Annotated in this window: 24 protein-coding genes; 13 read left to right on the top strand and 11 right to left on the bottom strand. The window is 66.9% G+C overall.

What is annotated here, in order from left to right:
• Nucleotides 1-5 precede the first annotated feature (5 nt).
• Both FVA74_RS11130 and FVA74_RS13760 read right to left on the bottom strand, forming a co-directional pair.
• The gene (locus FVA74_RS11130; protein WP_147722456.1) at nt 6-308 is read right to left on the bottom strand and encodes an urease subunit gamma; all 303 of its coding nucleotides are present in this window, start codon (nt 306-308) and stop codon (nt 6-8) included.
• Nucleotides 305-1,276, bottom strand: coding sequence for an energy-coupling factor ABC transporter permease (locus tag FVA74_RS13760; protein WP_147722454.1), 972 nt, complete (start codon nt 1,274-1,276; stop codon nt 305-307). The genes FVA74_RS11130 and FVA74_RS13760 overlap by 4 nt, the downstream gene beginning before the upstream one ends.
• Nucleotides 1,277-1,450: 174 nt before the next feature.
• On the opposite strand from FVA74_RS13760, the gene FVA74_RS11120 reads away from it, so the two are divergent.
• Nucleotides 1,451-2,278 carry a GntR family transcriptional regulator gene (locus FVA74_RS11120; RefSeq protein WP_147722452.1) on the top strand — a complete coding sequence of 276 codons (828 nt, stop codon included), beginning with the start codon at nt 1,451-1,453 and terminating at the stop codon, nt 2,276-2,278.
• Nucleotides 2,279-2,328: 50 nt separating this feature from the next.
• Here the strand turns inward: FVA74_RS11120 and FVA74_RS11115 are convergent, their stop codons facing one another.
• The 3 genes from FVA74_RS11115 to FVA74_RS11105 form a co-directional block, all read right to left on the bottom strand.
• Nucleotides 2,329-3,624 carry an MFS transporter gene (locus tag FVA74_RS11115; protein ID WP_147722450.1) on the bottom strand — a complete coding sequence of 432 codons (1,296 nt, stop codon included), beginning with the start codon at nt 3,622-3,624 and terminating at the stop codon, nt 2,329-2,331.
• 4 nt (nt 3,625-3,628) lie between these two features.
• Nucleotides 3,629-4,957, bottom strand: a complete 1,329-nt coding sequence (locus tag FVA74_RS11110; RefSeq protein ID WP_168220117.1) for an NtaA/DmoA family FMN-dependent monooxygenase — start codon at nt 4,955-4,957, stop codon at nt 3,629-3,631.
• A 107-nt stretch (nt 4,958-5,064) separates the two neighbouring features.
• Nucleotides 5,065-6,693: an ABC transporter substrate-binding protein gene (locus tag FVA74_RS11105; RefSeq protein WP_147722446.1), complete on the bottom strand. Its 1,629-nt coding sequence runs from the start codon at nt 6,691-6,693 to the stop codon at nt 5,065-5,067.
• Nucleotides 6,694-6,920: 227 nt separating this feature from the next.
• Here FVA74_RS11105 and FVA74_RS11100 point away from each other — a divergent pair, with 227 nt between their 5' ends.
• Genes FVA74_RS11100 through FVA74_RS11085 form a run of 4 tightly spaced genes read left to right on the top strand, consistent with a single transcriptional unit; the run spans nt 6,921 to nt 10,489 of the window.
• A complete protein-coding gene (locus FVA74_RS11100) occupies nt 6,921-7,868 on the top strand; it encodes an ABC transporter permease (protein ID WP_168220116.1) in 948 nt (315 codons plus the stop codon).
• Nucleotides 7,865-8,740 carry an ABC transporter permease gene (locus FVA74_RS11095; RefSeq protein WP_147722442.1) on the top strand — a complete coding sequence of 292 codons (876 nt, stop codon included), beginning with the start codon at nt 7,865-7,867 and terminating at the stop codon, nt 8,738-8,740. The genes FVA74_RS11100 and FVA74_RS11095 overlap by 4 nt, the downstream gene beginning before the upstream one ends.
• Nucleotides 8,733-9,608, top strand: a complete 876-nt coding sequence (locus tag FVA74_RS11090) for an ABC transporter ATP-binding protein (protein WP_147722440.1) — start codon at nt 8,733-8,735, stop codon at nt 9,606-9,608. Before FVA74_RS11095 ends, FVA74_RS11090 begins: the two co-directional genes overlap by 8 nt.
• A complete protein-coding gene (locus FVA74_RS11085) occupies nt 9,605-10,489 on the top strand; it encodes an ABC transporter ATP-binding protein (protein ID WP_147722438.1) in 885 nt (294 codons plus the stop codon). Before FVA74_RS11090 ends, FVA74_RS11085 begins: the two co-directional genes overlap by 4 nt.
• Before the next feature lie 12 nt (nt 10,490-10,501).
• Here the strand turns inward: FVA74_RS11085 and FVA74_RS11080 are convergent, their stop codons facing one another.
• The 3 genes from FVA74_RS11080 to FVA74_RS11070 all read right to left on the bottom strand — a co-directional run bounded on the left by FVA74_RS11080 (nt 10,502) and on the right by FVA74_RS11070 (nt 13,194).
• Entirely contained in the window at nt 10,502-10,855 is a 354-nt protein-coding gene (locus tag FVA74_RS11080) for a hypothetical protein (protein WP_147722436.1), read from the bottom strand.
• A gap of 292 nt (nt 10,856-11,147) precedes the next feature.
• Nucleotides 11,148-12,400 (bottom strand): IS3 family transposase gene (locus FVA74_RS11075; protein WP_147721161.1). Its coding sequence is split into 2 segments (ribosomal slippage): nt 11,148-12,118 and nt 12,118-12,400, totalling 1,254 coding nucleotides; the frame shifts between segments, so codons are not numbered across the junction.
• Between the two features lie 233 nt (nt 12,401-12,633).
• Nucleotides 12,634-13,194 (bottom strand): hypothetical protein, encoded by a 561-nt coding sequence (locus FVA74_RS11070; RefSeq protein WP_147722434.1) that lies wholly within the window; start codon nt 13,192-13,194, stop codon nt 12,634-12,636.
• A gap of 79 nt (nt 13,195-13,273) precedes the next feature.
• Here FVA74_RS11070 and FVA74_RS11065 point away from each other — a divergent pair, with 79 nt between their 5' ends.
• From FVA74_RS11065 to urtE, 8 genes are all read left to right on the top strand, one after another.
• On the top strand, nt 13,274-13,924 hold the full coding sequence (locus tag FVA74_RS11065) for a maleylpyruvate isomerase family mycothiol-dependent enzyme (protein ID WP_147722432.1): 651 nt from the start codon (nt 13,274-13,276) through the stop codon (nt 13,922-13,924).
• Between the two features lie 89 nt (nt 13,925-14,013).
• The gene (locus FVA74_RS11060) at nt 14,014-14,829 is read left to right on the top strand and encodes a nuclease-related domain-containing protein (protein WP_147722430.1); all 816 of its coding nucleotides are present in this window, start codon (nt 14,014-14,016) and stop codon (nt 14,827-14,829) included.
• Nucleotides 14,829-15,044 carry a hypothetical protein gene (locus FVA74_RS11055; protein ID WP_147722428.1) on the top strand — a complete coding sequence of 72 codons (216 nt, stop codon included), beginning with the start codon at nt 14,829-14,831 and terminating at the stop codon, nt 15,042-15,044. The genes FVA74_RS11060 and FVA74_RS11055 overlap by 1 nt, the downstream gene beginning before the upstream one ends.
• A gap of 327 nt (nt 15,045-15,371) precedes the next feature.
• Nucleotides 15,372-16,667: an urea ABC transporter substrate-binding protein gene (gene urtA / locus FVA74_RS11050; protein ID WP_147722426.1), complete on the top strand. Its 1,296-nt coding sequence runs from the start codon at nt 15,372-15,374 to the stop codon at nt 16,665-16,667.
• A 91-nt stretch (nt 16,668-16,758) separates the two neighbouring features.
• Nucleotides 16,759-17,643, top strand: coding sequence for an urea ABC transporter permease subunit UrtB (urtB, locus tag FVA74_RS11045; RefSeq protein WP_147722424.1), 885 nt, complete (start codon nt 16,759-16,761; stop codon nt 17,641-17,643).
• Nucleotides 17,640-18,707 (top strand): urea ABC transporter permease subunit UrtC, encoded by a 1,068-nt coding sequence (gene urtC / locus FVA74_RS11040; RefSeq protein WP_147722422.1) that lies wholly within the window; start codon nt 17,640-17,642, stop codon nt 18,705-18,707. The genes urtB and urtC overlap by 4 nt, the downstream gene beginning before the upstream one ends.
• On the top strand, nt 18,704-19,489 hold the full coding sequence (gene urtD / locus FVA74_RS11035; protein ID WP_147722420.1) for an urea ABC transporter ATP-binding protein UrtD: 786 nt from the start codon (nt 18,704-18,706) through the stop codon (nt 19,487-19,489). The genes urtC and urtD overlap by 4 nt, the downstream gene beginning before the upstream one ends.
• Complete coding sequence (urtE, locus tag FVA74_RS11030) at nt 19,482-20,162, top strand: urea ABC transporter ATP-binding subunit UrtE (protein ID WP_147722418.1); 681 nt, start codon at nt 19,482-19,484, stop codon at nt 20,160-20,162. Before urtD ends, urtE begins: the two co-directional genes overlap by 8 nt.
• Before the next feature lie 61 nt (nt 20,163-20,223).
• On the opposite strand, the gene FVA74_RS11025 is transcribed toward urtE, so the two are convergent.
• The 3 genes from FVA74_RS11025 to FVA74_RS11015 all read right to left on the bottom strand — a co-directional run bounded on the left by FVA74_RS11025 (nt 20,224) and on the right by FVA74_RS11015 (nt 22,444).
• The gene (locus tag FVA74_RS11025; RefSeq protein ID WP_147722416.1) at nt 20,224-21,297 is read right to left on the bottom strand and encodes an alkene reductase; all 1,074 of its coding nucleotides are present in this window, start codon (nt 21,295-21,297) and stop codon (nt 20,224-20,226) included.
• Nucleotides 21,298-21,448: 151 nt separating this feature from the next.
• The gene (locus FVA74_RS11020; protein ID WP_240792226.1) at nt 21,449-22,156 is read right to left on the bottom strand and encodes a M50 family metallopeptidase; all 708 of its coding nucleotides are present in this window, start codon (nt 22,154-22,156) and stop codon (nt 21,449-21,451) included.
• A 54-nt stretch (nt 22,157-22,210) separates the two neighbouring features.
• Entirely contained in the window at nt 22,211-22,444 is a 234-nt protein-coding gene (locus tag FVA74_RS11015; protein ID WP_240792225.1) for a hypothetical protein, read from the bottom strand.
• Between the last annotated feature and the right edge of the window lie 125 nt (nt 22,445-22,569).

The raw sequence follows: 22,569 nt of genomic DNA, 5'->3' as shown, positions 1-22,569 counted from the left end.
TGTTCCTAAGCGATGGGGTGGTGGATGGTGACGAGCTTGCGCCCGTCGGGGAAGGTCGCCTCGACCTGCACGTCGCTGAGCATCGCGGCGACGCCGTCCATGACCTGGTCGCGGCGAAGCACCGCTCGTCCGTCGACCATGAGGTCTGCGACGCTGGCCCCTTCCCGCGCCCTCTCGAGCACCCAAGTGCTCAGGAGGGCGACGGCTTCCGGGTAGTTCAGCGTGATGCCCCGGGCGAGGCGGTCTCGCGCGACCATCCCAGCCACTGAGAGCAGCAGCTTCTCCGACTCGGCGGGCGTGAAGTTCATGCAGGCACCGCGTCGGATTCGGCGACGACGGCCGGGCGGCGGCCCGCCGTGAGGAACGCCATGGCGAAGCTCACCGCCACGCCCACGACCCCGGCGACCGCGAGCGACGCCCACGAGTTGGTGATCCCTGCGGTCGCATAGTCGGCGAAGGGGCTGAGTGCCGCGAGGCTATCGCGGGCAGTGTCGAGGAATCCGGTCGTTGTCGCGACGAACTCGAGCCCATCGGGGTGGCCGGATGCCCATTGCGAGGCGACCGTTGCGACCGCCACGCTTGCCACGGCGGAGGAGACGACGAGCGTGCGCGTGCTCGCGTGCGGTCGACTCGCCAAGACGGTCGCGAGCACGGCTGCCGTGATGGCGGCCTCGACGACTCCGATGAGCAGGTGCCAGCCGAGCATCCCCGATACGAGCGCGCCAAATGCGACAGGAGCTTCTCCGCCGATCGCGTAGAGGCCGACGAAGGTGCCGGCGGAGAGCGGCACCGACAGGAGACCCGCAAGCGCACCGGCTGCCACGCGCGAAGCCCGGCCGATCGGCAGGAGGCGCTCGGCTGCGCGGAGCACGAGCCAGGTGGTGAGCACGGGCACGATGCCCATGAGCAGGATGTTCGTGCCGAGGGCGCTGAGTCCCCCGTCAGCGAAGAGCACCGCCTGCACTGCCAGCACGACCCCCATCGCCATGAGGGCCCGCGCGGGGCCGAGCAACACGGTCGCTATTGCGCCACCCATGAGGTGACCGCTCGTGCCGTCGCTGACAGGAAGGTTGATCATCTGCCCAGCGAAGATGAATGAGGTGACGAGCGCCGTGGTCGTGCGTGAGGGCGCGGCGGATGCGGCCGGTGCGCCCGGCGAGGTTCGCGAGGGACGCTGCATCCGGGAGCTTCGAATCGCCAGGGCGAGCGCCGCAGCCGCCGCGACTCCGGTGGCCACCGATGTTGGCGTGTCAAGGAATCCGTCAGGTACGTGCATGGCTTCTCCGATGGTTCGTGCCGCGAACAGCTCGCTCGCGACTGGTGGTGCAGCCCAGCATCGCAGCCTGTGAAGCGGGGCAGTTACGTTCGCGTTACGCCACGATTACGCCGCCCGAAAGGGCGAAATCCGACTGCTACGCTCCCCATCCATCGAGGCAAATCGGAGTGACACATGACTGACGTGGCCTGGGATCAACCCCACAACGTGCAAGAAGCCAGGACGCGCCGCTCGCAGTTCGACGAGCACCGTCGCCGCACCTTCACGACCACCAAGATGCTCAACATGGGCAGCGACTTGGTGCGGGATGAAGCCCGCCGCCTGCGCGACCTGCTGGCCTACTACGTCGTTCCCCTCGCGAGGATGGAACAGCGGATGCCCGCCGAGGAGGACATCGCTCGGCAGTTCAGGGCCTCACGCAACAGCGCCCGCGCGGCCATGAAGCTCCTCGCCGATGACCAGGCGGTGCGGCGGATCCCCGGCGTCGGCACCTATGCGGGTGACGCTCCCACGCTCTGGCGCTCCGACAGGCTGCGCGACGTGCACACCGCCGAGGTCGAGACCACCTCGACCCTGCTCGGTTGGAACGTCGAATACGACATTCCACAGGTCATGAGCGAGACCTTTCCCGCGGGCTCGACCCGCGTCGCGGTGTTCGAGAAGCGCCGCACCTATCGCGGTGTGCCCGGCCTGCTCCGCACCTTCTTCGTGCCGCTCCGCGAGCAGGACTCGCTAGGCCCCGAGGACGCGGAGTTCGACCTTCTCGGCATCCTCGAGGACCGCTTCGGGCACAAGCCGCTGCGGGCCGAGCGAGTCATCAACGCAATCGTTGCCGACGAGTCCTCCGCGACCCAGCTCGAGGTGCAGGTGGGGCATCCGCTGCTCTACATCCAGACGGCCGTATACGGGCCGGATGGCTCCCTCGTGCTGCTCTATTTCGTGCGCCAGCGCGGTGAGGTCGTGCAGCTTTCGGTCGAACCCGAGCGCTTCGTCGGACCCTGACATCGTCCCGGTCCCACCCGACGGATGTCGGCGGGGCCGGGACTCACGTGTCATCGTGCCGGCGCGAACTCGGCCTCGGCGACGTGCGGCCCCGTGTCGCCCCGGCCGAGCACTGCGGCAAGCACTGCACCCACGAGGGCGACCCCCACGCCGATCAGCACTGCACCGGAGAGACTCCACACGGCGGCGAGCGCGCCGATAGCGATGGGGCCCAGGGCGGCGCCGATCGACTGTGAGACGCTCACCGAGGCGGATGCGCTCCCTCGCAGGTCGGGGTACCACCCGATCATGATGGTCGGCTGCAGCGGGCCGAGCATGCCGCAGACGATCCCCACGCAGAGCAGGCCCGCAGCCCACGCGGCCGGCTGTTGCGTGAGGAGGGCTACCGCCAGCACGCCCCCGGCCAGGGGCAGCAGCAGGTAGGCGCGCCCGTAGACCCCCCTGGGGCCGCGGCGGCCGAGCGACCACTGGTTGATGAGGGCGCCGAGGAGCACACCGACGGGGATCACAACCGTGAGCACCGTGCGCAACACGATGTCGGGCTGCACCTCGTTGAGCAGCATGCTCAAGCCATAGTGGCCCGACTGCAATACCCAGCTTGCGCACGCGGTCGCGACCAGCAGCAGGATCGTCTGTGGCTCCCGCATGAAGCCGACGATGCCGCGCAGCACGGCCGCGGGACTGGATGCCGCAGCCTTCGTCTCGAGGGCGTGCACGGCATCCGCGTCGACGCTCGCGCCCGCCTCGGCGACCGTCTGGGCGGCGGTCACCGTGCGCATCCGCCGCAGGATCAGGGGAGTGATGCAGAGGATGATGGCGGCGTACGCCGCGACGATCGCGAAGTAGAGCCAGGGCTGGCCGAGGCCCGCACAGAGGCCGCCGAGCGCGAGGCCCGTGATCGCCCCCGTCGACACGAAGGTCTGCAGCCCCGAGTAGGCGCGATCCCGATCACCGGGTCGGTCGCGGAAGGCGTCGGCGACGATGACCGAGGCACTGAGGGCGAGCGCGCTGTTGGCGAGGCCGGCCAGTATCCGGCCGACGATGAGCATCTCGAGGTTGGGCACCCAGATGAAGGCGAGTGACACCGCGAGGTTGATGCACACCGCCCAGGGGAGGATGCGCCGCACCGGGTAGAGGTCGAAGAGCGGGCCGAAGAGCACGGTGGCCACGGCTGCCGAGATCGCGTAGAGCCCGATCGCGAGGCCGATGGCCGCGGCGCCGATGCCCAGCCTCTCTCCCAGCAGCGCGGAGACGGGGATGAATCCGAGCTGGGAGAGAGGCATGAGCACGACGAGGGCACCCGTCAGGAACCCCACCCGCGAGCGGATGCTGGAGAGGGAGCCCACCGGTTCAGAAGGCGCGCAGGTTGTCGCGGAGCTGCGTGTGCTCGTACTCCTCGCGCACAAGGCCGCGGGCCTGGAGTGCCGGCACGAGGCCGTCGACGATCTCGTCCACGAAGCGGCGAGTGTGCCCGCCCTTGGTTGCCGAGATGATGAAGCCGTCGATGCCAACCTCCTCGGCCACCGCCTGCATCTCGCTCGCGACCTTGTCGGCCGTGCCCGTCCACTGGGCCGAGCGGGAACCCATCTGCTCGCCGAGCTGCCGGACGGTGCGACCGCGCAGCTGCTTCTTGAAGGTGTCGAGCGAGGAGCGCTGCCCGTGCGTGTAGAGGCTGTCGATGACCTCATCGCTCAGGATCTCGTCGAGCGGCATGCGCGAGAGGTCGACGTTCATACGGTCCGCGGCATCCGCCAGCGTCGAGATGGCGCGGGCGCGCGCCTGCTCCTCGCGTACGCGGCCGTGCACCTCCGCCTCCTCCTGCGTGGCACCGAGGATTGGCGAGATGCTGAAGAAGACCTTGGTGTCGTCGGGGTTGCGCCCCTGACGCACGATCTCGGCACGCACGAAGTCCCGGTACTCCTTCATGCCCTCGGGGCTGGATGCGACCCCCACGACGATGTCGGCGTGGGTCGCGGCGAGGATCTTGCCGTCCTTCGAGGCGCCCGCCTGCGCGATGACGGGGTGGCCCTGGGGTGCCGGGCCGGAGACGAGGGCCGAGCCGGAGTGCTGCAGGAGCTTGCCGTTGTAGTCGACCGTGTGCACCTTGGAGGAATCGGCGAAGGTGGTCGCGCCGGGGGCGGTGTTGATCGCATCCGGCTCCCAGGACTCCCAGATCTTCTTCACCAGCTCGACGTACTCGGTCGCGTGGGCATAGCGGTCCTCGGCGGGGTCCATCTCCATGCCGAAGTTCTGGAAGGCGAGGGGCTGTGCGCCGGTGACGACGTTCCAGGCGCCGCGGCCCTCTGAGACGGCGTCGAGGGAGCCGATGAGCCGGGCCATCAGGTAGGGGTGGAAGGCGAAGGTCGGCAGGGTCGCGACAAGACCGAGGCGGCTCGTTGCCTGCGCGACCATCGACGCCAGCACGATCGTGTCGAGGCGTGGCACCGCGATCGCGTTCTCGACGTGCGTGTTGTGCGTTCCCTCCCAGGCGTTGGGCACGTGGTAGGCGTCTTCGAAGAGGAGGAAGTCGAACTTGCCGCGCTCCAGGGCCCGGGCGGTGTCGGTGTAGAAGGAGCCGTTGCTCCAGTCGCGGCCGATCCTTCCCGAGAAGGGCATCCCGAAGGACTGCGCTGCTGAGCCGTTCATGAAGTAGCCGAGGTGGAAGGGCTTGCTGGACATAGGTGTGGTTCCTTCGTTCTGTGTCATGCGTTTCGTTGCGTGAGATGCCGCCGCCGGGGATGCGGGCGACGGGGCCGCCCGCATCCCTTGGCAGCGCGAGGTGTGTCTTACTCGGCGGCGCCGATGGCGGCGGCCCAAGCCCAGACGCGGTAGGTGTCGGATGCCGGTGCTCCCGTGACGCCCTGAGCGGTCCAGACGCGCGTGTAGGGGGCGGCGACGGCCATCATCAACATCTCGTCGTTGTAGTACTGCTGTGCCTTCACCATGAGCTCGGCGCGGGCGTCGTCGTCGAGGGTGTGGCTCGCCTCGGAGACCCACTCGTCGCTGGCCGGGTTCTCGACGTTGAAGATGTGCCCGAAGCGGCCCGTGATGTAGTTCAGGTACCACGCGGTGGGCTCGGGGATCGCGTCCATGTAGCCGTTCATGATGTACATGTCGATGCCCTCGGCTTCGCGCGCCTCTGGGCTGCGGTAGAACTGCGAGTACTGCGTCTGCGGGAAGGCGCGCAGTTCGGCCTTCATCCCGAGGGAATCGGCGGCGGAGGCGATCGCGTTGGCGATCTGGTTCATCTCGGGTGACTCAGCGCGGTAGGGGATGACGATGGCCTCGTCAGGGAGCCCAACCTCAGCGATGATCGCCTCGGCCTCCTCCATGTCCTGGCGGCCACCATCGAGCTCGTCCCACGCTGCCTTGTAGATCTCCTCGCTGTAGCCCCAGCTGGTGCGCGGGGTGAGGGCGCGGTCCTCTTCAGCGGCGCCCTTCAGCACGCCCTTGATGATTCCCTCGTAGTCGAGCGCGAGCATGAGCGCCCGGCGCTGCTCAGTGCTGAGCGGGTGGTTGGGCACATCGACGAACAGCACGTTCCAGAAGCCGAGGCTGGGGCCGAAGGTGACGGTTCCAGTCGAGTTCTTGAGCTGTTCGAGCGCCGCGAGCGAGAAGTCGAAGCCGCCGTCGAGGTCGCCACCGACCATGGACGCCACGACCGAGGTCGGGTCGTCGTTGAAGACGAACTCGACCTTCTCGGTGAGGGCTGCGCGGCTCTCATCCCAGTAGTTCGGGTTCTTCGTCATGGTGATGCCGGCGCCGGGGGTCCACTTCTCGAAGATGTAGGGACCCGTGCACATGAGTCCGCCGTCTGCCGTGCCGATCTTGCCCGGGTTGGCTTCGCCCCACGCCTTGGAGTGGACGGCGCCGAAGCCCGTCGCGAGCAGCGGCTCGAGCATGACGTCTGGCGCCTTCATCGAGATGGTGAAGGTGTATTCGCCCGTCTGCTCGACGCCCGCGATGTTGTAGATGTACGCCTGGAAGTTGGAGCCGAGGTTGGGGTCGAGCTGGCGTGAGAAGGTCCACACCGCGTCGGCCGCCGTCATGGGGGAGCCATCCCAGAAGGTCACGTCGTCGCGGAGCGTGATCTCGTAGGTCAGCTCATCCGGGCGCTCGATCGTGCCGAGGTTGGGTTCGATCGAGTAGTCGGGCAGCTGCATCGAGATGTTCTCGCACATGTTGGAGTAGATCATCTGGCCGAGCCCGGTGAACGACGGGTCGATGTTCGGCGGCTCGGATGCCATCCATCGGAGGGTGTGGTCGAGGCCCTTGGTTGCGGCGGGCATCTGGTTCACCAGCTCGAAGCCGTCATCAGTGGCCTTCGCATTGTCGCCGCCTGCGGAGCTGCATCCTGCGAGAAAGAGGGTGGACGCGATGACGACTGTCGCGGTTCTCAACGCTGTGTTTTTCATGGGGCCTCCTGGTCGTGTGGGGCTGTGCGGTGCACGGGTGCGGGCCCGTCTCGCGGATGGATCTGGTGCCCGGTGGAGCCAGTATGTGGGGCCGAAATGCGGCGTCAGGCCGGCGAAACAGGGGATTAACTATTGCGAAATCGATGCTTCACGGGCGCCTCCCAGACTGATCACGTCAGCCGATGGACCGCATGTCGCTGACTCGTTCCAGACCAGAGGAGCTCGGCATGGCCCTGTATCTCAGCCGTCGAATCGGCGCGATGCTCGCGACACTCGTTGTCGCGAGCTTCGTCGTCTACGGCGCGCTCTACCTGTCGCCGGGTGATCCCATCGACCTGCTCGTCAACAGCACAACGGCGACGCCTGAACTGATCGCCTCGGTGAGGGCGCAGTTCGGCCTCGACAAGCCGTTCTTCGTCAGCTACATCGACTGGCTGTTTGGGGTGTTCCAGGGTGACTTCGGCACCTCGCTCCGATTCCGCCAGGATGTCGGTTCGCTCATCGCCAGCCGGATGCCCACCACCATCCTCCTCGTCGTCATGGCGGGAGTGCTCACGGTGCTCATCGGCGTCTCGCTCGGCGTGCTGTCGGGGTTGAAGCCGGGGCGGGTCGACCGCACGGTGCTCAACGCGACATCCGTCGTCTCCTCGCTGCCGGTGTTCGTCACCGCCTTCGCGTTCCTCTTCATTTTCGGTGTCGGACTGCGCTGGTTCCCCGTATCAGGCGGCGGGGAGGGCTTCCTCGACCGCATCTACCACGTCACCCTGCCGTCGATCACGCTCGCGCTCGCCCTCTGCACGATCATCGTGCGCATCACTCGGGCCTCCATCAAGGCGCAGCATGGCGGCGAGCATGTCAGCGTCGCCATGGGCCGCGGCGTCTCGGGCTTCACCCTCTATGGCCGCCACGTCTTCCGCAACGCCCTCACCCCGATCCTGACCCAGTGCGGCATCGTGGTCGCCGGGCTCATGGTCTCCAGCCAGATCGTGGAGGTCACCTTCGGTCTCGACGGGGTCGGATCGCTCATGATCCAGTCGGTGCAGAGCATGGACTTCCCGGTCGTGCAGGCGATCACCCTCCTGATCGTCTTCGCCTACGTCATGACCAACCTGATCATCGACCTGCTGCTGCCTGTCGTCGACCCGCGCATCTCCCTGAAAGGGTCCGCCCGATGAGTGCCACCACCGCCGTAAGAAAGTCGCGCCTGCCGTTTCCCTTCGGCCCGGCCCGCAAACGCCCCGACTGGCTCATGTGGGTGTGCGGGGGCATCCTCACCCTCGTCGCCTTCGTCGCGATCGCGGGCCCCTGGATCACCCCCTTCAGCCCCACCGCCATCGACTTCGCCCTCATGAATGCCGCGCCCGGCACGGGCGGACACCTGCTGGGCACAGACCAGAACGGCCGCGACATCCTCTCCCGCCTCATGGTGGGCACGCAGGTGAGCATGCTCGGCGCCGTGCTCATCACGCTCGGCTCGACCGTGCTGGCCCTCATCCTTGGGGCGGTCGCCGGGTGGTACGGCGGATGGATCGACAACGTCATCTCCCGGGTGATCGACTTCCTCTTCGCCTTCCCCGCGCTCCTGCTGGCCGTCTTCGCCGTCGCGGTGCTCGGCCCGGGCCTCGTCGCCCCCGTGATCGCGCTATCGATCGGCTTCGTGCCGGCGGCGGCCCGAATCATCCGCAACGCGGTCGTCGAGGAGCGTTCCAAGGAGTACGTGCAGTCGATGAAGGTGCTCGGCTTCGGTGGGGTCATCGTGTTCCTGCGGCATGTGTTCCCGAACGTCGCCGGCCCCTTCCTCTCCAGCCAGTTCATGTGCTTCGGGGCGTCGATCGCCGAGCTTGCGGCGATCTCGTTCCTCGGGCTCGGCGTGCAGCCGCCCACGACCGACTGGGGCCTCATGGTCTCCGAGGGGCAGACCTCGTTCCTCAGCGGCCACGTCTGGCCCGTGCTCTGGCCGTCGCTGGCGATGGTGCTCACGGTCGTTTCAGTCAACTTCGTCGGCGAACACTTCGCCGAGAAATGGGGAGGACGCTCTGATGTCTGAGCTCTTGGCAATCGACAACCTGCACATGCGCATCGGTGAGGCGCACATCCTGAAGGACGTCTCCGTCACGGTGGCGCAGGGTGAATGCGTCGCCCTCGTCGGCGAGTCCGGCTCCGGAAAGTCGATGACGGCCCGAACCGTGCTCGGCGTGCAGCCGCCGCGCGCCGTCATGGAGGGCAGCGTGCGCATGAGCGGCACCGAGCTCGTGGGGGCGTCGCGCCGCGTCATCCAGGATGTGCGACAGCACAGGGCCTCGATGATCTACCAGAACCCGCGGCCGGGCATCAACCCGCTGCGCCGCGTGGGGGCGTACATCATCGAGGGCGTCGTCAACTCGGGGATGATGAACAAGACGGATGCCCGCACCAAGGCGATCGACCTCATGCGCGCCGTGCGGCTGAAGGACCCGGACTCCCTCTTCGACCGCTATCCCTTCCAGCTCTCGGGCGGCATGCTCCAGCGCATCATGATCGTCGGCGCACTCATGAACGACCCCGACCTGATGCTGTGCGACGAGCCAACCACGGCGCTTGATGTCACTACGCAGGCGGAGGTGATCGCGATCCTCTCTGACCTGCAGCGGAGCCGCGGCCTCGGCATGCTGTTCATCACGCACGACCTCGACCTTGCGGCCGCGATCTCGAGTCGCGCCTACGTCATGTACCAGGGCGAGATCGTCGAGACGGGGTCGTCGACGGCGATCCTGAACCACCCCGAGCATCCATACACGTCAGCCCTCATCAATGCGCGGCCGACCCTGGCTGGGCCACGGGATGTGCGTCTCGTGTCGGTCGCGGAGCGCATGGCCGAGGCCGCCCTCCTTGAGGTGGCTCCCAAGGGCATCGCAGCCGAGGAGGTCGCGGCATGAGCGGGCTGGAGACCACGACCCCGAGCTACGCCCAGGCAGATGCCGACGCCCCGCTCCTTGCGGTCGAGGGCATTGTCAAGGACTTCGGGCGCGGCAAGAACGTGCACCGGGCCGTGAACGATGTGAGCTTCACCCTCCAGCAGGGGGAGTCGCTCGGCATCATCGGTGAGTCGGGCTCCGGCAAGACGACGCTCGCCCGTATCGCGATCGGCCTCGAGAAGGCCGACGCGGGTTCGGTGCTGTTCCAGGGGGTGCGCCGGGCGACCTATGGTCCGCTGCCGGTGCGGCTGGAGACGGCCCGGCAGATGCAGATCGTGTTCCAGGACCCGACGGTCGCCCTCGACCCGCGCGAGTCGCTCGTGCAGGCGCTTGAGCGCATCCTGTCGCTGCACTTTCGCCTCGACAAGGCGGGGCGGGATGCCCGCGTGCGGCGGTTGGTCGACAGTGTCGGGCTCACCGAGCGGCAGGCGCAGGCGCAGCCGCGTGACCTGTCGGGCGGCCAGCGCCAGCGCATCGCGATCGCTCGAGCCATCTCGGTCGAGCCGAAGGTCTTGGTGCTCGACGAGGCCGTCTCTGCCCTGGACGTGTCTGTGCAGGCACAGATCCTCAACCTGCTCAACGACCTGCGCGAGCAGACAGGGATGAGCTACCTCTTCATCAGCCACGACCTGTCGGTCGTGCGCTACGTGACCGATCGGTCCATCGTGATGCGGAACGGCAACATGGTGGAGGAGGGGAACACGGAGCGGCTGCTCACGAACCCCGCCCACCCGTACACGCGCCTGCTGATCGCGTCGGTGCCGGATGCGCACTGGCAGCCCGAGAAGACGCGGGCATTGCGGGCGGAACTGGACGCGGCGGAGGCGATCTCGGCGGCGTAGCTCGGTCGTTGCTCAGCAGCCAGGGCCGCTCGGGTCCTCCGTGCAGTCCTTGTCGACGAGCACCGTGTTGACGCTCACGACCTGGACCGTGTGGGGTGCGGATGCGATGGCGAGCGTGCCCGGCACGGGCCACCATTCGCCGTCGCTCGCATACGCGGCCCGCACTGAGTAGTGGGTGATGAGGGTGACCGTGTAGCTGCCCTTGTTGGCGTAGGCGTGGCTCGTCTGGGTGCGGTCGAACTCCTCCAGGCCGAGACGTGTCCAGGTGGCGCCCGGCGTGGTGGTCATCCGGCTGGTGCCGTCGCCGTAGTGCCATTCGTAGGCGACGGGCGTGAACTCGGCGGATGCCGGCTGGCCGAGCAGCATCCCCGTGCGGGTGTGGGCGGTCGCGTCGGCAATGAAGTTCGCGTGGAGGTTGCGGACCGCGAACGCGCCCGGTTCGGTTGTCGGGGTGGCGTGTGCCGGGGCGAAGGAGACGAAGTCCTGGATGGTGACGGGGGCGGCGGGGTCGCGGTCCTCGGTGGGGGTGACCCAACAGCGGCCCTCGACGAAGACGTTGCCGGGGCAGGGGTCGTGGGGGAGCCACTGGGTTGGTTCCGGGCGGGCAAAGATAAGCGACTGAATCGCCCCGGCATGTCCGGAGAGCGTATTACTGGTGTCAGCCCGCTCGTTCGAGAGGTTCCGTCAGAGCGTAGTCGAGGTGCTCGAGTTCGACGGGTGTGAGGTCGTGGATCGAGCCGTGGATGCGCTCCGTGTTGAACCAGTGGACCCACCCAGCGGTTGCGGCCTCGACCTGGTCAACGTCTCGCCATGGGCCTTCGTGATGAATGAGCTCGGTCTTGTAGAGCCCGATCTGCGACTCGGCCAGGGCGTTGTCGTAGGCATCGCCAACGGAGCCGACCGAGGGGTCGATGCCCTCCTCGACGAGCCGGTCGGTGAACGCAATCGAGGTGTAGACGCTGCCGGCATCGGTGTGATGGGTCAGTGCAGTGAAGTCGTCGGCGCCCTCACGGCGGCGGGTGAACAGCGCCATCTCTAGGCAGTCGAGCACGAGCGGCGTCGTCATGCTGGTCGCCGCCCGCCAGCCGAGGATCCGGCGGGAGTGCGCGTCGAACACGAACGCGACGTAAACCCAGCCGGACCACGTCCACACGTAGGTGAAATCGGCCACCCAGAGCTGGTTCACTCGAAGCCTTGCGAAGTGCCTGTCGACGAGGTCAGCCGGTCGGGTCTCCCGCGGATCGATATCGACCAGGCGACGGCGCTTGCCGCGCACCACGCCCGCGATCCCAAGTTCGCGCATGAGTCGCTCCACCGTGCAGCGGGCGATGTCGTGCCCGTCGCGGCGGAGTCGTAGCCAGAGCTTGCGGGCGCCCAGGAGCCGGCGCTGCGCCTGCCAGGTGGTCAAGATGATCTGCTTCCACCGTTCATCTGCCAGCACGCGCGCCGAGGGACCGCGTCCTCGGGCGTCGTAATAGGTCGATGGGGCGATCCGTGCCCCGTGCTCAGTGAGCACGGAACAGATCGACTCGACACCCCACCGCAAACCGCCATCGGTGCGGTCCTTGTGCGCCTCGATGAAGGCGACTATCGCTGATGTGGCCGGTCGAGTTCGGCCGCGAAGAAAGCTGACGCCGCCTTCAAAATCTCGTTCGCCCGACGCAACTCAGCGTTTTCGCGCTTGAGCTTCTTGATCTCCGCCTGCGCCTCGGTCGTCAGCCCGGGACGCTGCCCGGTGTCAACCTCGGCGCGGCGGCACCAGAGACGGATTGTCTCCGATGAGCCGACGCCGAGCATCTTCGCGACCGCGCTCAGCGCGGCGTACTCGCTCGGATAGTCAGGGCGCACCTCGGCGACCATACGGACAGCGCGCTCACGAAGCTCGCGCGGATACTTGCTGGGTCGTGCCATGAGACAGATCCTTCCAAAGAACTCTGTCTCCGGACATGCCGGGGCGATTCACGACATCGGGTGGGAGACAGTTGGAGGCGTTCGCGCAGCAGTCTTGGTGGCACGTATGGTCACGCCGTCCGGGGTGAGTTGTGTCTTGACGCCAAACGTGTCCAATGTCGTCTCCTGCGGTGGTTCCGTCGCCAACCTTCCTGCAGTGAGCAGGGCCATGGAGAGCAAAACAGCGACGAGTTTCAGCATGGTGAACCAGGCCAAGGGTCCGACTTGTCTAGCTTGAGCGAAAGAGGATCTTGGTCCGAGACGGAGTGGAGCTCGACCTGATGGGTGATTCGCGGCGAAGTATTACTTCGCTCCGCTTCAAGGCCATCGCTGTTGACCATTCGAACGTCGCTGTAGTCGACACAGACTGTGACGATCAGGCGCTTTCCAGCTGGGCTCCCGAGCATCTGTTGAAACGTGGCGGGCTCAACCTCGAAATTACCGACTTGGTAGAAGCCCTCTCGCTCCAAAACCTCCGCAGTTCCCCGTTCGGCTTCCATCCTGCGTGGCGTCACAATCTGTTCGAAACGTTCAACTCCTTCGCCGCCGGCTTGGAGCACAGCGTTAGCGATTCGCCAGTAATCGGTGATTGTGGCATCCGCTGCAGCGAGTGCCTCATCCTCGGACTCAAAGATCGGGGCATCCGCAGACGCGCTGGGCGGGGCGGTCGGCGCATCGTCGCCGGACGACGGCGTGCACGAGGTCAGCAGGAGCAGGGCGACGGCAACCGTCGGGAGGGCTAGGGCACGCTGCATCCGCTCAGCGTAGGAAAGTGGGGCGATTGGCGCGTGTTTTTTCCACAGCGGGGAGCGGGCTAGCCCCTAGGTTGGGTCCATGGCGAAGCGGAGCGATGGTCACCTCTGGCAACTCATGCGGGTCGAGCGGGCGGCGCTCGCCGGCGACCTTGCTGGGCTCAGTGACGAGCTGTGGCGGGCGGGCACGCTCTGCGGCGAGTGGTCCGTCGAGGACGTCGTCGCCCACCTCACCGCCGCCGGCAGCATGAACCAGTGGGCGTGGCTGCGCAGCATGCTGGGCGCGCGCTTCAACATGCACGTGCACAACCAGCGCCGCATCGAGGAACACCGGGGCGCCACCCCTGCCGAGACGCTGGAGCGTTTCCGAACGATCGTCGGCAGCAGAACGGCTCCGTCGAGCGACACGGTCGCCTACCTGGGCGAGGTCGTCGTGCACGCAGAGGACATCCGCCGTCCGTTGGGGCTGACGAGGGTTCCGGATGTCGCGGCCCTCACCCCTGTCGCGGAGTTCTTCGCCGCCCGCGACTTCGCCGTCAACAGCAGGAGTCTCGTCGCGGGTCTGCGGCTGGAGGCATCCGATGGTCCGTTCGGGGCAGGGGAGGGCCCGTCTGTGACGGGAACCACGCTCGCGCTCGTGATGGCGATGGCCGGTCGGGCGGCGTTCTTCGATGAGCTGGACGGCCCGGGCGTCGACGAGCTTCGCGCCAGGGTCGCGAAGAGCAACTCCTAGAGGCGTCTCCCAATCTGGGGGCGGCAGCCGAGCGCGCCAACGAATAGCCTTGCCGCAACGCCTCGGGGGAGGCCATCGAGGGGGATCGCATGAACGACTTCGCGCCTGCACAGGCGGCCGAACTACTCACCTACCCAGCCGGCTACGGCGTCGTCCGCGAATGCCTGGAGCAGCAACAACAGGCTGCGACCCGATCGGGCGTTGCCCGATTCTTCGGCGTGAACCCGCTGCATCCGGATGCCCGCAGTTGGTACGGCGGCGCCCTCGGTGAAATGCGCGTCGGCGAGGTGCTTGAACGGCTGGGCCAAGAGTGGTCGGTGTTCCACGCGGTGCCGGTGGGCACGCGCGGCTCTGACATCGACCACGTCGTCGTGGGCCCCGGCGGCGTCTTCACGATCAACACCAAGCGGCACCCGGGCGCGAAGGTGTGGCTCGGGGAGCGGATGCTCCTGGTCGCCGGTCAGAAGACCGACCACCTGCGCAACTCCCGGCATGAAGCGTCGCGCGCCGCGAAACTGCTCACCGCCGCGGCGGGCATGCCCGTGGACGTGCGCCCCCTGCTCGTGCTTGTCGCGATCAATTCGATGACGGTGAAGCGACGTCCTTCCGATGTCGTCGTCATCACCGATTCGCAGTTGCTGCGCTGGCTTGGCAAGCGGCAGCGGGTGCTGAGTGATGAGCAGGTGCGACAAATGGCGGATGCCGCGGGTCAGGTGCGCACCTGGCACAAGACGGAGCGCGTCGTCGTCGACCTGGAGCAAATTGCGGCCTTCGAGGCGCTCAGCCACGAAGTCGAGCGGGCCCGCACCCGTCGGCTGCTGTGGGCGGCGGCTTCCCTGGTGGGCCTCATCGGCGGCGGGCTCGCGGCTGCGAATGCAGCGCTCGGAGCCCTCGTCGGGCTGTGATGAGGCACGAGCCAGCGCGGGCATGGCGGCTGTGGTTCGCGGTCATTGCCGTCGCGGGCGTCGTGGTTGTGGCATCCGCTCTGGTTTCTGGCGGCGGCAACCTTTTCGGTGACGTGACGGTGCGCGGCGGCACGGTGCCCAGCGTCCTGGTCGTGACGCTTGGCGTGGCCCTGACGGCGGGTGGGACCGCGGGGTGGTTCTGGCGGCGCGACTGAAGTCACACTCGCCAACATGACAGGGCGCGTCGGCACGACCTAACTGAATGCTGCCCGGCGCGTGTCTCTGTGATGTGTCCGGTGTGAGCGCCGCTCGGGCGGGCGCCGTGACTGTTTACACGCCGGACTCTTTTGAGAATTCCCCGCGTAATGCCGCACGAGCATGGTGAGACAGCACCAAATCTGTGCCATTCACCACGGTCACATCCTCACTGGCGAGTACGGGAATCTCACGAATCTCCCGCCTGGACAGCCGTCCACGTGCGTCGTTCTGGCGCGCAGTCGATCTTGTCTGGAATCGCCCATCACATCGAAACGGAGTACTGCATGACCAACACCAGCAGGAGGCGCCACAAAGGGCTCCTCGCCATGGGGGCGCTCACCGCGACCGCAGCCCTGATCCTTACCGGGTGCGGCGCGCAGGTCGGAGACGAACCCGCCGAGGGTGCAACCGCCGAAAGCTGCGTCGACACCAGCGGCGACACCATCAAGCTCGGCTTCCTCAACTCCCTCACCGGCGGCATGGCGATCTCAGAACAGACCGTTTCGAACGCGCTCCACATGGCGGCGGACGAGATCAACGCTGACGGTGGCATCCTCGGCAAGCAGATCGAGTATGTGCAGGAAGACGGTGCGACTGACTGGCCGACCTTCGCGGAGAAGAGCGAGAAGCTGCTCACGCAGGACTGCGTCGCCGCCATCTTCGGCGGGTGGACATCGTCCTCGCGCAAGGCTGTCAAGCCGGTCGTCGAGGAGCACAACGGACTCTTCTTCTACCCGGTGCAGTACGAGGGTCTTGAGTCGTCGCCGAACATCTACTACACCGGTGCGACCACCAACCAGCAGATCATCCCGGCGTTGGACTTCCTCGCCGCGGAGGGTGTGAAGACGCTGTTCCTCGCCGGTTCTGACTACGTCTTCCCTCGCACGGCGAACGCGATCATCAAGCTCTACGCAGCCGAACTCGGCATCGAGATCGTCGGTGAGGAGTATGTGCCGCTCGACAGGGATGACTGGACGACGCAGGTCGCGAAGATCGTCGCTGCTGACCCGGACTACGTGTTCAACACGATCAACGGTTCGTCGAATGTCGGCTTCATCAAGGCCTACTACGACGCGGGGCTCACCCCCGAGACGACTCCGATCATCTCGGTGTCGATCGCAGAGGAGGAGGCGCCGGCCATGGGGCACGAGGTGACCGGCCACTACGCGTCGTGGAACTACTTCCAGTCACTCGAAACGCCCAACAACCCGGGCTTCATCGAGCGCTGGAAGGCGTATCCCGGCAGCAGCGGGGTGACCTCCGACCCCATGGAGGCGGCGTACATCTCGATGTACCTCTACAAGGCACTGGTCGAGGCAGCCGATTCGTTCGACGTCGATGAGATCAACGCAGCCGCGGCGGCTGGCGGCATCACGGTCGACGCCCCGGAGGGAGTCGTCACGCTGGACGGCAAGAACCACCACATCTCCAAGCCGGGTCATATCGGCCGCATCAACGCCAACAACCAGTTCGACATCGTCTGGGCGTCTGACGGGTTCATCGACCCCGACCCGTACCTGGACGGCTACGACTGGTTCCCGGCCGACGTGCGCGACGCGCTCGTCGCCGCAGCAGGCTAGACGATCCACTGAAGGTGGGGCCCCGCTTCGCATCCGGAGCGGGACCCCACCCCGCCCCCTCCGCCACCGTCACACCACAGAGAGCGATCCCGTGGACGCACTACTCCCGCCCCTGCTGAACGGCACCGCACAAGGTGCGCTGCTGTTGCTCGCAGCACTCGGCCTCTCCCTCACCTTCGGGCAGATGGGGGTGATCAACATGGCGCACGGCGAGTTCCTCATGGCCGGTGCCTTCGTCGCCTACCTGACCCAGACCGTCATCAGTTCCAGCGACATCTCGATCCCGGTCGCGATCCCGCTCGCATTCTTGGGGGCAGGTCTCCTTGGTCTCCTCCTTGAGATCGGCATCATCCAATGGATGTATCGCCGCCCACTCGATACGCTCCTCGTCACGGTTGGCGTGAGCATCATCCTGCAGCAGGCCGCCCTGCAGATCTTCCCCGCTCAGGGTGTCCCCGTGCAGGCACCGGGATGGCTCGCCGGCCAACTGAATGTCTTCGGCTATGCGTGGCCCCTCCGCCAGGTGTTCACAATCCTGCTCGCCGCCGTCTGTGTCGCGGCACTCGCAGCGTGGCTCAAATACACGTCATTCGGGCGTCGCATCCGCGCCACCGTGCAGAACCGTGACCTCGCCGAGACCGTTGGCATCTCAACCCGCTCCGTCGACCGGATCACCTTCTTCGTCGGGTCAGGGCTCGCCGGTGTCGCCGGTGTGGCCGCCTCGCTGATCGGCGGTACGAACTCCCAGATGGGCACGCAATACATCATCCCGGCCTTCCTCGTCGTGGTCGCCGGAGGCATCGGGCAGATCAAGGGAGCGGTGATCGCCGCCTGGGTGGTGGGAGTCGCTATGGCATTCTTCGCCGACCTGACGACGGGCAGCATGGCGCAGGTGCTCGCCTTCGCGCTCGTAGTGGTCTTTCTGCAACTCCGACCGCAGGGCCTGTTCACAGTACGCACCAGGGGGCTGGCATGACACGACTCAGACCATGGCTACCGCTCATCGGGATCGGCGTCTTCGCCGTGCTCCTGCTCGTGGTCGCGCCATCCGTGCTCTCGATGCACTGGATCAACAACCTCGGCAAATACTGCTGCTACGCGATCGTCGCGGTCGGCATCGGCCTCGCCTGGGGGCGCGGCGGCATGCTCGTCTTGGGCCAGGGAGTCTTCTTCGGGCTCGGCGCCTACGCCATGGCGATGCACCTCACGCTGGCCTCAGCCGGCCCCGACAGCATCCCGGTCTTCATGATCCTGTACGACCCGCTCGCACCGATCCCGCTGTTCTGGGAGCCGTTCCGCAGTGAGGTGTTCACGCTGATCGCGATCGTGGCGCTGCCGGTGATCGTGGCGTCGATCCTCGGGTTCGCGCTGTTCAGACGCAAGGTCAAGGGTGCATATTTCGCGATTCTCACCCAGGCCCTCGCGGTCGCCCTCGCCACCCTCGTCAGTTCCACCATTCGGGAGACCGGCGGTGACACTGGGCTCAGCGACTTCAAGCACTTCTTCGGCTTCGTACTCAAAGACAATGCCAACAAGGTCATGCTCTACCTGATCGCGGCCGCCATCCTCATTGTCTGCATGCTGGTGGTGTGGCAGCTCAACCGCAGCCGCTTCGGCGAGCTCCTGCTCGCCACGCGTGACGCGGAGGATCGCGTGCGGTTCCTCGGCTACGACCCCGCCAACATCAAGCTCGTCGCATTCGTGATCTCCGCCGTGATGGCCAGTATCGGCGGGGCGATGTTCGTGCCCATCGTCGGCATCATCACGCCGCAGGAGATCGGGGCCGCAGCATCCATCTTGATGATCGCCGGTGTCGCGCTGGGGGGCCGGGCGTCGCTCTTCGGCCCGGTGCTGGGGGCGCTGGCCATCGGCTGGGGCCAGTCGAGCATCTCCTCCAGCTGGCCGAGCGGATGGACCTACATCCTCGGCCTCGTCTTCATCGTCGTCATCCTCTTCCTCCCCAAGGGGCTGTCTTCGGTGTTCAGCAGGGTGAAGGGCCTCGTGCCGCGCATGACCGATGTGAAGGGAACCGCAGCATGAGCGAGACATCCCAGCCTGGCGCCTCTGTCGCCATCGCGAACCTTTCGGTGAGCTTCGACGGATTCAGGGCGGTGGACGATGTCAGCCTGCACATGATCGAAGGTCAGGTGCACTTTCTGATCGGCCCCAATGGTGCCGGCAAGACCACGCTCGTCGATGCCCTCACCGGTCTCGTGCCCGCCACGGGGAGCGCAATGTACAACGGCAACGATCTGCTCACCATGAAGACGAACAAGATCATTCGGGCGGGGGTCGGCCGCACGTTCCAGACCGCCACCGTCTTCGACGAGCTCACGGTGCTGCAGAATCTTGACATCGCCGGCGGGCTGCACCGCAAGGCCTGGCGCCTGCCATTCGCCCGCCGCACGACGCCAGAGTCGGTCGACGTGGCGCTGGAGACGATCGGCCTGACGGGGGCGCGCGACAAGCCGGCGGGCATCCTCGCGCACGGGCAGAAGCAGTGGCTCGAGATTGGCATGATGCTGGTGCAGGACGCCAAGGTGATGTTCCTCGATGAACCGGTGGCGGGCATGAACGCCGACGAGCGGGACGAGACCGGGATGTTGCTGCGCAGGATCGGTGATGAACGCACGATCATCGTGATCGAACACGACATGGAGTTCGTGCGCAGCTACGCCGAGTGGGTGACCGTGATGCACGGCGGAAAGCTGCTCACGGCAGGCACGGTCGAGCACGTGCAAGCAGACAAGCGGGTGCAGGAGGTCTACCTCGGGTCAACGGAAGATGCTGCCGTCGAGGGCAAGGTGGTCGCTGATGCTTGAGATCAAGGGCGTGACCGCCGGCTACGGCCGCACCAAGGTGCTGCACGACGTCACCGTTGAGATTCCCACCGGCCAGGCCATCTCGGTCATGGGCCACAACGGCGCGGGCAAGACTACCCTGCTGCGCGTTGCCACCGGCCTGCTGCCCGTCATGAGCGGGCAGGTGCTCATCAACGGTGAGGATGTCACCAAGATGGCCCCATCGAAGCGGGTCAAGCGGGGCCTGGGGTACGTGCCCCAAGGCCAGCAATCGTTCACCCAGATGACGACGCTGGAGAACCTGCAACTTGTCGCCAAACGCCAGTCAGACATCGACGAGGTCTTCGACCTCTTCCCTGTGCTCAAAGACCTGTTGGGGCGACGTGCGGGACTCCTGTCAGGAGGTCAACGGCAGCAGCTCGCGATCGCACGCACACTCCTCACCAAGCCGAAGCTCCTCGTGCTCGACGAGCCCACGGAAGGCATCCAGCCCAATATCGTCGCCGACATCGAGCGGGTCATCATCGACCTGACGCGGCGCGGGGACCTCTCCGTGCTGCTCGTCGAACAACACGTCGGCTTCGCCCTGCGATCCACGAGCAGCTACTACGTGCTCCAGTCGGGCCGCATCACCATGACAGGGAACGGCGGCGCAGAAGCGGTCGGAGCCGTGCGCGGAGCGATGGCGATCTGACTCTGCCCGCTGGTCCGGGGCGCACAGTGCCTCAGCCCAGCCGCGGGGAGGGAGGCGCGCTCTAACTCGCGAGCCGCGGGTAGTCGGTGTAGCCCTCGGCGCCGTCGGCGTAGAACGTGGCCGGGTTGGGCTCGTTCTCGGGGTGGCCGCCCTGCCACCGCGCGACGAGGTCGGGGTTGGCGATCGCGAGCCGGCCGACGGCGACGGCATCCGCGTGACCGTCGGCGACGAAGTCGATCGCCGCCGCCTTCGTGGTGAGGATGCCGAATCCGCTGTTAGCGATGAAGACACCGCCAAAGCGCTGCCGCAGGTCTTGCACGAGGTCTCCCGCCGGGTCGGCGTGGAGCACGCTGAGGTAGGCGAGGCCAAGAGGGGCGAGCCCGTCGACGAGGGCGCCGTAGGTGGCGCGGAGGTCCGCAGCATCCGTCTCCAGAGCATCCTGAATGTTGTGCTCAGGCGAGATGCGGATGCCCACGCGCCCGGCCCCCACAGCCTCGGCGATCGCCGTCGTGACCTCGATGACGAACCCGGCGCGGGCATCCGGCGAGCCGCCGTAGGCGTCCGTGCGCTGGTTCGATGCGGGGGAGAGGAACTCATGGAGCAGGTAGCCGTTGGCTCCGTGCACCTCGACGCCGTCGAGCCCGGCGTCGATCGCGCGCTGGGCGGCCGCGACGAACTCGTCGCGCACGTCGGCCAGCTCCTCGGTCGTGAGGGCGTGCGGCACGGGGAAGGCCTGCTTGCCGTTCGGCGTGCGCACGACGCCGTTGATGGCGATCGCGCTGGGCGCCACGATGCGCTCGGTGCCGGTGATGTCCGGATGCGACACCCTGCCACCATTCATGACCTGCATGACGATGCGGCCGCCCTCGGCGTGCACCGCGTCGGCGACCTTGCGCCAGCCGGCGGCCTGCTCATCGGTGACGATTCCGGGCTGACCCCAGAACGCGCGACCTTCCTGGCTCGGGTACACGCCCTCCGTGATGATGAGGCCGTGGCCGGCGCGCTGCGCGTAGTGCTCGGCGATCAGGTCACCCGGCACGCCGTCCGCGCCGGAACGCAGGCGCGTGAGGGGAGCCATCACCACCCGGTTCGCAAGCTCGAGGTTGCCGGCGGTGAGGGGGGAAAACAGATCCACGGAGGAGGGTGTCCTTTCAAAAAGCGAAGCGGCCCCGAGCGGCGGCCGCCCCCAGCCACAACGAGCGGCGGGGTGAGGTATTCCTGCCGCGCGGATGTCACGGCGGATGCACGGGCGGGTGCGGGGCGCGGGCCGGCTCAGCGCTGCCGCCTCAGCCGAGGGAGCCGACGTAGGCCCAGATCGCGAGCGCCCAGCATACGGCGATCATGATCGCAAAGAGCAGCAGCCACACGGGCGACGGCACCCCGGTGTGCATGTAGAGGATGTAGGCATCGGATGTCGCGAGCTGCCTGCGGTTGCGCGTGTGCACCGCGATGACGGCCCCGAGCCCGCGCACTGAGCCCACGAGGAGGGCGATGCCGATGACCAGCAGCGCGTACTCCTGCACCTGCGGTGGGGCGAAGAACCAGAGGGCGGCGCTGACGGCGGCCGAGCCGAGCACGACGAGCACGCCGAACAGGTTGCGGATGACGATCAGCGTGAGCAGCAGCACGACGCCGCCCGCGAACAGGGCGATCGAGGGGTAGCCGCTGAACACGGCCCACAGCTGGCCCGCGCCGACGATCGCCGGGGCCGGGTAGCCCATAAGCCCGCTGACGACCGCGCGACCCGAGCCGTAGCTGAGCGCCTCGCCGGCGTGATTGCGGCGGATGCGGATGCCCTTGATGATGCGACCCGTGAGCATCGCCGCGACCGCATGCCCGAGCTCGTGCACGAGGGTGGTGAAGAGGCCGAAGATCTTCCAGCTTGCGCGCGGGATGCTGACGAGGGCCGCCACGGCGACGATGGCCAGCATGACCCAGGGGGAGAGGTCGAGGGGTTCGGCGCGGGTGAAGAGGGCTTGCCAGTCGGGGATCACTGCCTAAGTGTTGCAGTCGCGCAGTCTTGCGGCCGCCGGTGTTGCAGCCGCGGGCTAGCGCGGGTCGCTGCCGAAGACGTGGCGCGAGAGGGCCTGGATGTCGCGGTCCATGTTCTCGAGCTTGAGGTTCATCACGTCTAGCTTGCCGTCGATGCGCGCCGACAGGGCCTCGAAGCGCGCTTCCATCGTCCTGTGGAAGTTCGTCGTGACGATTCCGATCAGGGCAAAAAACGCTGCAGCGAACACGCCGATCAGCACCCACACCTGTGGTTCGGTCACCTCGATCACTCCCTCATTGTCATCCCGCCGCGTCGAAAACACTAGAAGCGGCAGGGAGTTGCCGGAGCAGCGGCGCCGCGTTCGGTGGATGACGGCGCTGGCGCTTAGCCTGTGGGGGAGTGACCCGAGGGGGA

Origin of the sequence: Salinibacterium sp. dk2585 (assembly GCF_008001035.1) — a bacterium.
Classification (GTDB): Bacteria; Actinomycetota; Actinomycetes; order Actinomycetales; family Microbacteriaceae; genus Homoserinimonas.
The sequence above is the reverse complement of the archived record's forward strand: the minus strand, read 5'-3'. Positions and strand labels throughout refer to the sequence as shown.

What these genes read in the sequence shown, in the direction of transcription:
- urtD (WP_147722420.1), top strand. Translation starts at nt 18,704, where the DNA reads ATGAGCGAGACATCCCAGCCTGGCGCCTCTGTCGCCATCGCGAACCTT.
- FVA74_RS11100 (WP_168220116.1), top strand. Translation starts at nt 6,921, where the DNA reads ATGGCCCTGTATCTCAGCCGTCGAATCGGCGCGATGCTCGCGACACTC.
- FVA74_RS11080 (WP_147722436.1), bottom strand. Translation starts at nt 10,855, where the DNA reads ATGCTGCTCGGCCAGCCGGCATCCGCCGAGTTCACGCCCGTCGCCTAC.
- FVA74_RS11130 (WP_147722456.1), bottom strand. Translation starts at nt 308, where the DNA reads ATGAACTTCACGCCCGCCGAGTCGGAGAAGCTGCTGCTCTCAGTGGCT.
- FVA74_RS11085 (WP_147722438.1), top strand. Translation starts at nt 9,605, where the DNA reads ATGAGCGGGCTGGAGACCACGACCCCGAGCTACGCCCAGGCAGATGCC.
- FVA74_RS11090 (WP_147722440.1), top strand. Translation starts at nt 8,733, where the DNA reads ATGTCTGAGCTCTTGGCAATCGACAACCTGCACATGCGCATCGGTGAG.
- urtE (WP_147722418.1), top strand. Translation starts at nt 19,482, where the DNA reads ATGCTTGAGATCAAGGGCGTGACCGCCGGCTACGGCCGCACCAAGGTG.
- FVA74_RS11055 (WP_147722428.1), top strand. Translation starts at nt 14,829, where the DNA reads ATGAGGCACGAGCCAGCGCGGGCATGGCGGCTGTGGTTCGCGGTCATT.
- FVA74_RS11120 (WP_147722452.1), top strand. Translation starts at nt 1,451, where the DNA reads ATGACTGACGTGGCCTGGGATCAACCCCACAACGTGCAAGAAGCCAGG.
- FVA74_RS13760 (WP_147722454.1), bottom strand. Translation starts at nt 1,276, where the DNA reads ATGCACGTACCTGACGGATTCCTTGACACGCCAACATCGGTGGCCACC.
- urtC (WP_147722422.1), top strand. Translation starts at nt 17,640, where the DNA reads ATGACACGACTCAGACCATGGCTACCGCTCATCGGGATCGGCGTCTTC.
- FVA74_RS11065 (WP_147722432.1), top strand. Translation starts at nt 13,274, where the DNA reads ATGGCGAAGCGGAGCGATGGTCACCTCTGGCAACTCATGCGGGTCGAG.
- FVA74_RS11110 (WP_168220117.1), bottom strand. Translation starts at nt 4,957, where the DNA reads ATGTCCAGCAAGCCCTTCCACCTCGGCTACTTCATGAACGGCTCAGCA.
- FVA74_RS11105 (WP_147722446.1), bottom strand. Translation starts at nt 6,693, where the DNA reads ATGAAAAACACAGCGTTGAGAACCGCGACAGTCGTCATCGCGTCCACC.
- FVA74_RS11095 (WP_147722442.1), top strand. Translation starts at nt 7,865, where the DNA reads ATGAGTGCCACCACCGCCGTAAGAAAGTCGCGCCTGCCGTTTCCCTTC.
- urtA (WP_147722426.1), top strand. Translation starts at nt 15,372, where the DNA reads ATGACCAACACCAGCAGGAGGCGCCACAAAGGGCTCCTCGCCATGGGG.
- FVA74_RS11070 (WP_147722434.1), bottom strand. Translation starts at nt 13,194, where the DNA reads ATGCAGCGTGCCCTAGCCCTCCCGACGGTTGCCGTCGCCCTGCTCCTG.
- FVA74_RS11060 (WP_147722430.1), top strand. Translation starts at nt 14,014, where the DNA reads ATGAACGACTTCGCGCCTGCACAGGCGGCCGAACTACTCACCTACCCA.